Source organism: Streptomyces sp. NPDC006393 (assembly GCF_040628575.1).
Classification (GTDB): Bacteria; Actinomycetota; Actinomycetes; order Streptomycetales; family Streptomycetaceae; genus Streptomyces.
Map to the genome: position 1 here is coordinate 1 of NZ_JBEXZD010000183.1, position 9,069 is coordinate 9,069.

At 72.1% G+C, this 9,069-nt stretch carries 7 protein-coding genes; 1 reads left to right on the forward strand and 6 read right to left on the reverse strand.

What is annotated here, in order from left to right:
- The 5 genes from ABZ484_RS37680 to ABZ484_RS37700 form a co-directional block, all read right to left on the reverse strand.
- Nucleotides 1-2,157 (reverse strand): PHP domain-containing protein (locus ABZ484_RS37680; RefSeq protein WP_358870463.1); only part of this gene is annotated, 2,157 nt, incomplete at its 3' end.
- Between the two features lie 260 nt (nt 2,158-2,417).
- The gene (locus ABZ484_RS37685; RefSeq protein WP_358870464.1) at nt 2,418-3,497 is read right to left on the reverse strand and encodes a S1 family peptidase; all 1,080 of its coding nucleotides are present in this window, start codon (nt 3,495-3,497) and stop codon (nt 2,418-2,420) included.
- A gap of 398 nt (nt 3,498-3,895) precedes the next feature.
- Complete coding sequence (locus ABZ484_RS37690) at nt 3,896-4,801, reverse strand: S1 family peptidase (protein WP_358870465.1); 906 nt, start codon at nt 4,799-4,801, stop codon at nt 3,896-3,898.
- A 222-nt stretch (nt 4,802-5,023) separates the two neighbouring features.
- Complete coding sequence (locus tag ABZ484_RS37695) at nt 5,024-5,806, reverse strand: DUF1684 domain-containing protein (protein WP_358870466.1); 783 nt, start codon at nt 5,804-5,806, stop codon at nt 5,024-5,026.
- 161 nt (nt 5,807-5,967) lie between these two features.
- Nucleotides 5,968-7,257 carry a DUF5685 family protein gene (locus tag ABZ484_RS37700; RefSeq protein WP_358870467.1) on the reverse strand — a complete coding sequence of 430 codons (1,290 nt, stop codon included), beginning with the start codon at nt 7,255-7,257 and terminating at the stop codon, nt 5,968-5,970.
- Between the two features lie 289 nt (nt 7,258-7,546).
- Here ABZ484_RS37700 and ABZ484_RS37705 point away from each other — a divergent pair, with 289 nt between their 5' ends.
- Nucleotides 7,547-7,984, forward strand: coding sequence for a cell division protein SepF (locus ABZ484_RS37705; RefSeq protein ID WP_306190841.1), 438 nt, complete (start codon nt 7,547-7,549; stop codon nt 7,982-7,984).
- A gap of 65 nt (nt 7,985-8,049) precedes the next feature.
- Here the strand turns inward: ABZ484_RS37705 and ABZ484_RS37710 are convergent.
- Nucleotides 8,050-9,069, reverse strand: a 1,020-nt coding sequence (locus ABZ484_RS37710) for an acyl-CoA dehydrogenase family protein (RefSeq protein WP_358870468.1), incomplete at its 5' end; no start/stop codon positions are given.

Genomic DNA, 9,069 nt, shown 5'->3' on the forward strand with positions numbered 1-9,069 from the left:
GTCCGCCTCGTCGCGCCCGCAGCCGGTCATGATGTGCACGATGTGGATGATCTGCTCGTGGAAGACGACCACCCCGTACGTCTCCTTCAGCGGCTCCTCCAGGTCCGGGTGCGGGTAGCGCACCGGCGCCCGCCCGTGCCGGGCCTCGATGAACGGCCGCACCATGTCGGCGGCGACCGGACCGGGCCGGAACAGGGAGATGTCGACGACCAGGTCGTGGAAGGTCGCCGGCTGGAGGCGGCCCACCAGATCCCGCTGGCCCGGCGACTCGATCTGGAAGCAGCCGAGGGTCTCGGCGGAGCGGATGAGCCGGTACGTCGCCGGGTCGCCCGGCGGTACCGCGTCCAGGTCGATCCGCTCCCCCGCGGTCCGCTCCACCTCCGCGACCGCGTGGGCCATCGCCGACTGCATCCGCACGCCCAGCACGTCCAGCTTGAGCAGCCCGAGGTCCTCCACGTCGTCCTTGTCGAACTGGGACATGGGAAAGCCCTCGCCGCTGGTGGGCATCACCGGCGTGCGCGCGAGCAGGGAGGCGTCGGACAGCAGCACGCCGCAGGGGTGCATGGCGACCCCGCGCGGCAGGGCGTCCAGCGCCTCGACCAGCTCCCACAGCCTGCCGTACCGCTCCTTCTCCCCCGCGAGCGCCTTGAGCTCGGGCAGTTCCTCCAAGGCCGCGCGGGCGTCGCGGGCGCGGATGTGCGGGAAGGACTTGGCGATGCGGTCGATCTCGGCGGGGTCCATGGACAGGGCGGCGCCCACGTCCCGGACGGCGTGGCGGACGCGGTACGTCTCCGGCATGGCGACCGTGGCGACCCGCTCGGTGCCGAACCGGTCGATGATCGCGCGGTAGACCTCGAGCCGGCGCGCGGACTCCACGTCGATGTCGATGTCGGGCAGGACGAACCGCCGCCTGGACAGGAAGCGCTCCATCAGCAGCCCGTGCTCGACCGGGTCGGCGTGGGCGATGCCGAGGAGGTGGTTGACGAGGGAGCCCGCTCCGGAGCCGCGCGCGGCGACCCGGATGCCCATCTTCCGCACATCGTCCACGACCTGGGCGACGGTGAGGAAGTAGGAGGCGAAGCCGTGGTACGCGATGACGTCCAGCTCGTCGTGCATCCGCTCCCAGTACTCGCGCCGGCCGGCGTGGCCGCGCAGCACCATGCCGGCCGCCGCCCGGGAGGCGAGCGTGCGCTGGGCGGTGCGGCGGGCGGCGCCGACGAGGTGCGGCTCGGGGAAGTGGACGGTGCCCAGACCAAGGTCGTCCTCCGGGTCGACCAGGCACTCGGCGGCCGTGGCCCGGGTCTGCTCCAGCAGGCGGTGGGCGGCCTCCCGCCTGAAGCCCGCGGCCTCGACGATCCGCTCGGCCGCGTGCAGCATGACGGCCGGGTCCTTCAGCCAGGCCTCGCCGGAGTCCAGCTCCTTGGCGGGGTCGATGGGGACCAGGCGGCGGGCGGCGTCCAGGACGTCGGCGACCGGGCCCTGGCCGGGGTCGGCGTAGCGGACGGCGTTGCTCAGCACGGGCCGGATCCGCTGCTCGGCGGCGAAGCCGACGGTGCGGGCGGCCAGCCGCAGCGAGCCGGGTCCCGTGCCCTTGCGGCCGTGCCAGACGGCCTCCAGGCGCAGCGCGTCGCCGTAGGCCTCGCGCCAGGGGGCGAGGAGCTTCGCGGCCCGGTCGGGGCGGCCCGCGGCCAGCGCCCGGCCCACGTCGGAGTCGGGGCCGAGCAGCACGGTCAGACCGTCGGCGTGGTTGTCGGGCCAGGGCAGCAGGGGGGTGTCGGGAGCCGTGTGGGCGGCGGTGACCAGGCGGCACAGGTCGGCCCAGCCGCGGGCGCCGTCCCGGGCGAGGAAGGTGACGCGGGGGGTCGACTCGTCGATGAAGGCACCGCCGCGCACCGGGGTGCGGCGCCGCTCGCCTCGTACGACTTCTTCCTGCCGTCGCGGGCCGTCCACCGCCAGTTCCGCGCCGAACAGCGGTCGGACGCCCGCCGCCGCGCAGGCCTTGGCGAAGCGGACCGTGCCCGCGAGGGTGTCCCGGTCGGTGAGGGCGAGGGCGTCCATGCCCCGCTCGGCGGCACGCTCGGCCAGCCGTTCCGGGTGCGAGGCGCCGTAGCGCACGGAGAACCCGGAGACGGTGTGCAGATGCGTGAAGCCCGGCACACGCACCTCCCGCACTCGTGAGCCCCCAGCGGCTCTCGAACATCAGTTCCCAACTCTCACCCCCACCATAAACCAATTCCCGAACATCTGTGCGACATCCGTTCGAGCGTGTCCCACCTGCGCAAACGCATGCGGCGGCCGCCCACACGGTCGTGCGGCGGCCCCACGCGGTACGGCCCCGCCCCCTCGCGCGCGGGGGCGGGGCCGTACCGGAGCCGTACCGGAGCCGTACCGGAGCCGTACCGGAGCCGTCGGAGCGATCAGCCGATCTGGGTGCCGGTGGCCGACAGCGCCTCGGTGACCGGCTGGAAGAAGGTCTCGCCGCCGGAGGTGCAGTCGCCGCTGCCGCCGGAGGTGAGGCCGATCGCGGTGTCGCCGTCGAACAGCGAACCGCCGCTGTCACCGGGCTCGGCGCACACATCGGTCTGGATGAGGCCGCTGACCGTGCCCTCGGAGTAGTTCACGGTGGCGTTCAGACCGGTGACCGTGCCGGTGTGCACATGGGTCGTCGAGCCGCTGCGGGTGACCTTCTCGCCGACGGTGGCCTCGCCCGCCTTGGTGATCGTCTGTGTGGAGCCGTCGTAGAGGTCGACGGCGCTCGGGTGGTCGACGTTCGCGGTGTACTTGACCAGGCCGAAGTCGTTGCCCGGGAAGCTGGACTGCTCGTTGCTGCCGATCACCGTGCCACTGGAGTCCGACCAGGTGGAGATGGCCTCGGTGCAGTGGCCCGCGGTGAGGAAGTACGGCTGCCCGCCCTTGACCACGTTGAACCCGAGCGAGCAGCGGCCGCCCGAGCCGGTGATGGCGTCACCGCCCGCGACGAAGGGCTTGAACTCGCCCTTGGAGCGCTTGAGTTCGGCCTTGCCGCCGAGGCCGTCGACGACCTTGGAGAGCGTGGCCCACTCGGACGCCGAGACCGTCCGGTCGGCGGTGACCACGACCTTGTTGGTGACCGGGTCGGTCGCCCACGAGGTGCCGGGGACGGTCGCGTCCTTCTTCAGCGTCGTGCGGGCCGCGTCCAGTTCGGCGAGGGTGTTCTCGACGACTCTGGCCCTGGCCCCCGCCCGCTGGACCGTCCTGGCCGCGGTCTCGTCGAGCACGTTGACCACGAGGCTCCTCGACTTCGCGTCGTAGTACGTTCCGGCCGCGTCGCCGCCGAGGTCCTTCAGCAGCGTCGAGGCGAGACTTCCGGCCGCCGGGGCCGACAGGGTGCGAGCCTCGGGGGACTTCGCGGGCTCGCTGGCGTTCGCACTCTGGAAGGTGAGTCCCGCGGCGACGAGTGCGGCGATGCCCGCACCCGCCACGGCGATTCGGCGCCTGGGTATGCGTCGGTGCTTCAACTGACGTCCTCCTGTGGGGGGATCGGCCGGCGGGGTTGTGGGGACCTCGCGGGCCGGAAGGCGGTTGAACGGCGCCTACTATTCCGAGGCTCACAGGGGGCACACAAGGTCGAGTTCTGGACGCGTATACGTCAACCGGCGTACGCCCCTCGTCGCTTGACCGTCCGAGGTCACACCGCCTTGTTCGCGCTGCAAACGTTACGGGTGAGTAACCAACCGGCGTTTCCGTGCGGTCCGACCCTGTCCTGATCTCGCCCCTGCCGAGCCTCGCCCAAACCGGTCGTTCACACCCTCCGCACAACGGGAAGCCCCCGTACGCCTGTCGCGTACGGGGGCTCCACCTGCTGCCGGCTGCGGGTGCGGTCCGGGCCGTGCGCACGGCCCGGGGGGTCGGGACGTCAGTAGACGTGGACCCCGTAGGCGCTCAGCGCCTCGGTGACCGGCTGGAAGAAGGTCGTACCGCCGGAGCTGCAGTTGCCGCTGCCGCCGGAGGTCAGACCGTAGGCGACGCCGCTGTTGGAGTACAGCGGACCGCCGGAGTCGCCGGGTTCGGCGCAGACGGTGGTCTGGATGAGGCCGTAGACGATGTCGCCGCCACCGTAGTTGACCGTCGCGTTGAGGGCGGTGACACGGCCGCTGTGGATGCCGGTGGTGGAGCCGCGGCGGTAGACGGTGGTGCCGACGGACGGCGTGGCCGCGCTCTTGATGTCCACGCTGCCCACGGTGCCGGACTTGGTCACCGAGCTGTTGGTGTAGCGCACGATGCCGTAGTCGTTGCCGGGGAAGGAGGAGCCGGCGGTGGTGCCGAGCGTGGTCGAGTGCGACGAGTTCGACCACCAGGTGCCCGCCCCGTCGGTGCAGTGACCGGCGGTCAGGAAGTAGTAGTTGCCGCTGGAGTCCTGGACGTTGAAGCCCAGCGAGCAGCGCCAGCTACTCGCATAGATGGCGTCGCCGCCGGAGATCAGCTTGTTGAACCGGCCCGGTGTGCGCTTGATGGTCAGGGCACCGGAGTTGGTCCCCGCCTGCTGTTTGATCTGGTCGATCTGCGCCTGGGAGACCCGGCTGTCGACGGTGACGACCACCCGGTTCGACTTGCTGTCGACCGCCCAGGCGGTGCCCGGCACGTCTGCCTTGAGCACCGAGTCGCTCGCCCTGGTGAGCTGGGAGGCGCTGAAGGTGTTGGTGTCGGACGCGTTCGCGCTGGGGACCGCGAACGCGGCGGCGGCCACGAGCCCGGAGGCGATGGCGATCAGCCGGGTCCGTCTCGCGATACCGCTACGGGGGGCAGTGCGCTTGATCCTCACGTTTCGTTCCTCCACAAAGGAAGTCGGGGGCCCGCGTGGGGTCGGGGCCCGGTGAGGCGCAGCCAGGGCACGGGGCACCGGATTCCGGACACGTTGTGACCCTGACAAGCGCTGAGGGGGAGTATTCGGCCGAACGACCGGTCGGCGCAAGGGTGCCTTTCGGCCGTGCGACTCTGTGCGATTCGAGTGAATCGCGTGCGATCGAGGTGATATGACGGCCGGTCAGTCGTGCAGCGCGCGCTCCCCCACGGGTATCGCGAGGTCCAGGGTGTTCCCGGGCGGCGGGAACGGGCAGATGAAGTGGTCGGCGAACGCGCACGGCGGCAGCACGGCCCGGTTGAAGTCGACCGTGGTACGCCCCTCGGCGTCCGGCGCTCCGGGATGCAGGAACCGGAAGCGGAAACTGCCACTCCCGCTGGTGGCGTCGGCGAACACCGCCCACAGCCCGCCGTCCGGCTCCCGCGCGACCTGGAGCGTCAGCTCCCGGCCCTCCAGAGTGAACGCCAGCTCCCCGGCGAGGTCGAGGCCGCGCTCACGTCCGTCCGCGTTCGGCACGCGCACGGTGCGGCTCTCCTCGTACGGGGTGAAGCGGCCCGGCACCGACCAGCGCGGGTCGTGCTCGCCGGCCACGATGCCGCGGAACGCCCGGCGCGCGGCGGAGGCGGGGTCGAAGTCCCGTATGCCCCATATGCCTTCACGGACCAGCACGACCAGCCGCCGCTCGCCCAGCGCGACCCGGGCGTCCGCGACCGGTCCGGTGTCGGCGCCGAGCCGTACCTCGCCGGCCAAGGGCCGCCCGTCGACGGTCAGCCCGTCCCCTCCGCCGGCGGAGAGCACGACCGCGTCGCCGTCGGGCGTCCAGATCCCGGGGATGTCCGGAAGTCGACCATCCGGATAGTCCTCGAACCAGTGCGTTCCGGTCAGCGCGAGCGGGCCGTAGGGCGCCGACACCGTCTCGGTGCGCCGTACGTGCCACTGCTTCCACTGGTCGGATGCGTCCGTCATGTGATCAACCCTTCCATGCGTGGCCGGGCGGCCAAACCGAGGGGTGAGCACAGAGCGCCGCTCTTGTATTTCCGCATCCCCCACCCGGACGACACCGGACGGGCCCGTGCGCGGACGCGGCGCGACGGGGGCCGAGACGCCTCTGGGCGCCGTCTCGTCCCCTAGCAGTCGCAGCCACAGTCGCAGCCGTCGCAACTGCAGCAGTTCCCGCAGCAGTCACAGCAGTCGCCGCAGCCGTCGCACCCGCTGCAGTCGCAGTCGCAGTTGCTGCACCAGCCCTCACGCCGCTGCCGCGACCACGGCCCCTCGAACTCGTCGGCGCAGCACACCTTGCAGGTGCAGCACAGCCCGACGGCGGCCGCGCATCCGGCGAGGAGGCCTCGCTTGCCGGGCCGCGGGGGCTCTCCGCCGAAGGGGTTGCCGCCGCCGGGGTGGGGGTGGCCCGGGCCGTACGGGGTGTGCGGATCGTGGGGCGCCCGGGGGTCCTGGGGTGCGTACGGGCCCTGGGGCGGACCGAAGGCGCCGCGCGCGGCGCCGGCCTCGGCGGCCCCGGGCGCGTGCCCGCACGCCGCGGTTCCGAAGGCGCGGTCCACGGAGCGCGGGAGTTCATGGGCGAGCAGCAGATGGGCGAGCCGGCCGTCCCCGAACTCCACGTCGCGCAGGGCGAGCCGGATGCCGTGCACCGCGTCGTCGGCGAGCCGGCGGGCCTCGGTGAGAGAGGTGCCGGTCGCGGTGAGCGGATTCCAGGCCCCGCGGGCGGCGTCGGCCTCGCGGTCCTCCACGGCGTCCAGAAGGTGGGCGAGCCGGCCGAAGAGGCGCCCGACCTCGGCGAGCGGTTCGGCGTTGCCCGGCCGGCCGGCGAGGACCGCGGTGTGCGCGAAGGCGGCGGCGGTCGCGGTCTCGGTCGGCTCGGTGACGGTGAGGACCGGGGTGCCGGGTCCGGCCAGCGTCTCGATGCCGACCTGCCGGTCCACCGCGTCGACCAGGACGGCGGTGTCGAAGCCGACGTCGGCTCCGGTGCGGGCGCCGGCGCGACCCCAGCTGTCGGCGACCTTGCGGGCGGCGAGCGCCACCGGCCGGCGGGCCAGCAGCCCGTCGCCGTCGGCGACATGGTCGCGCACCTTGGCGGAGGCGAGCACCAGGGAGACGGCCGCCGCGAGCCGTGCGCCCTCCCCCTGCGCGACGGACGCGGTGCGCATGCCGCGCAACGGGCATGGTCCGGCCGTACGGCGCCCCACCCCGCGCCTGCCGCCCTTGCCACCCCTGTCGGCCGGTGTGGCCTGAGCCTCCGTCAGAACGGATATGAGAAGGCCGTCGTAGTTCGTCACGACCCGGGCGAACTGACCGTGGTCGCCGCGCAGCGCCAGGCACAGCCCGCACAAGTGGGCCATCCATTGGGCGGCGAGACGGTCACCGAGCCGGTGACGGCAGGGCCTGACGATTCCGAACACGACGATCCCCCGTGGTGTGTACGACGCTGAGCCGCCGCATCGTACCCGCCGTTTCGTTCACCCGTACGCACTGTCCCTCACCCGTGTGCCGGGGACAATCATATTTCACTCCCAGTCAGCAGCCGTGTGGGTCATCGCCCTTGGGGCACAAGGCTCTCGACGGATCCGCTGTGCACCAGTACCGTCACAAACCCCCCGCGCGGCGTCTATCCACTTGGCGCGCCGTCCGCATCATGGATGACCATAGGGACGCGGAAAGCATGAAAGACCGCTGTGAGAGGAGGCGTCCATGGGATCGGTACGCAAGGCGAGTGCGTGGCTCGGCCTCGTCGACGACAACGAAGACGAGCGTTACTACGACGACGACTACTCCGAGGGCACCGAGTCCGGGGACGCCTGGGTCACCGACCCCCGGGTGAAGGTGGCCACGGACACGGCCGAGGAGAAGGGCCGCCGGATCGGCACCGTGACCCCGGACAGCTTCCGGGACGCGCGTGCGATCGGCGAGCTGTTCCGGGAGGGCGTGCCCGTCATCATGAACCTGACGGCGATGGAGCCGGCCGACGCCAAGCGCGTGGTCGACTTCGCGGCCGGGCTGGTCTTCGGCCTGCGCGGCTCCATCGACCGCGTGTCCACCCGGGTGTTCCTGCTCTCGCCCGCCGACACCGAGATCGTCAGCGGTGACCCGGGGGCACACCGTTCGGACGGCTTCTTCAACCAGAGCTGAGGCAGGGCCGCACGCCGGCCCTGCCCCGCCCGGGCCTCACCCAAGGCTCCGGGGCCCACCCGGCCTCACCGGAAGGCGTCGAGACCGGTGAGCGCCTTGCCCAGCACGAGCTGGTGCATCTCGACGGTGCCCTCGTAGGTGAGCACCGACTCCAGGTTGGTCGCGTGCCGCATCACGGGGTACTCCAGGGAGATCCCGTTGGCGCCGAGGATCGTCCGCGCCGTGCGGCAGATCTCGATCGCCTCCCGCACGTTGTTGAGCTTGCCGAAGCTGACCTGCTCGGGACGCAGGCGGCCGGCGTCCATGCGCCGCCCCAGATGATGGGCGAGCAGAATCCCCTTGTGCAGTTCGACCGCCATGTCGGCGAGCTTGGCCTGGGTGAGCTGGAACCCGCCGATGGGCCTGCCGAACTGTTCGCGCGACCGCGCGTAGTCCACGGCGGCCTCGAAGCAGGAGCGGGCCGCGCCCATGGCGCCCCAGACGATTCCGTAGCGGGCGTGGGACAGACAGCTGAGCGGTCCGCGCAGCCCGGTGACCTCGGGCAGCACGGCGTCGGCGGGCAGCCGTACGTCGTCGAGCACGAGTTCGCTGGTGACGCTGGCCCGCAGGGACCACTTGTGCTTGATCTCGGGGGCGGAGAAGCCGGGAGTGTCCGTCGGCACGACGAAGCCGCGGATGCCGTCCTCGGTCTGTGCCCAGACGACGGCCACCCCGGCCACGGACCCGTTGGTGATCCACATCTTGCGTCCGCCCAGCACCCAGTCACCGCCGTCGCGCTTGGCATGGGTGCGCATGGAGGCGGGGTCGGAGCCGTGGTCGGGCTCGGTGAGGCCGAAGCAGCCGATGACCTCACCCGCGGCCATGCGCGGCAGCCACTGCTGCTTCTGCTCCTCGGAGCCGAAGCGGTGGATGGCGTACATGGCGAGGGAGCCCTGCACGGAGACCAGGGATCGGATGCCGGAGTCGGCGGCCTCCAGTTCCAGACAGGCGAGCCCGTACTGCACCGCGGTGGCCCCGGCGCACCCGTACCCGCTCAGCGACATCCCGAGCGCCCCGATGCTCCCGAGCTCGCGGGCCAGCTCCCG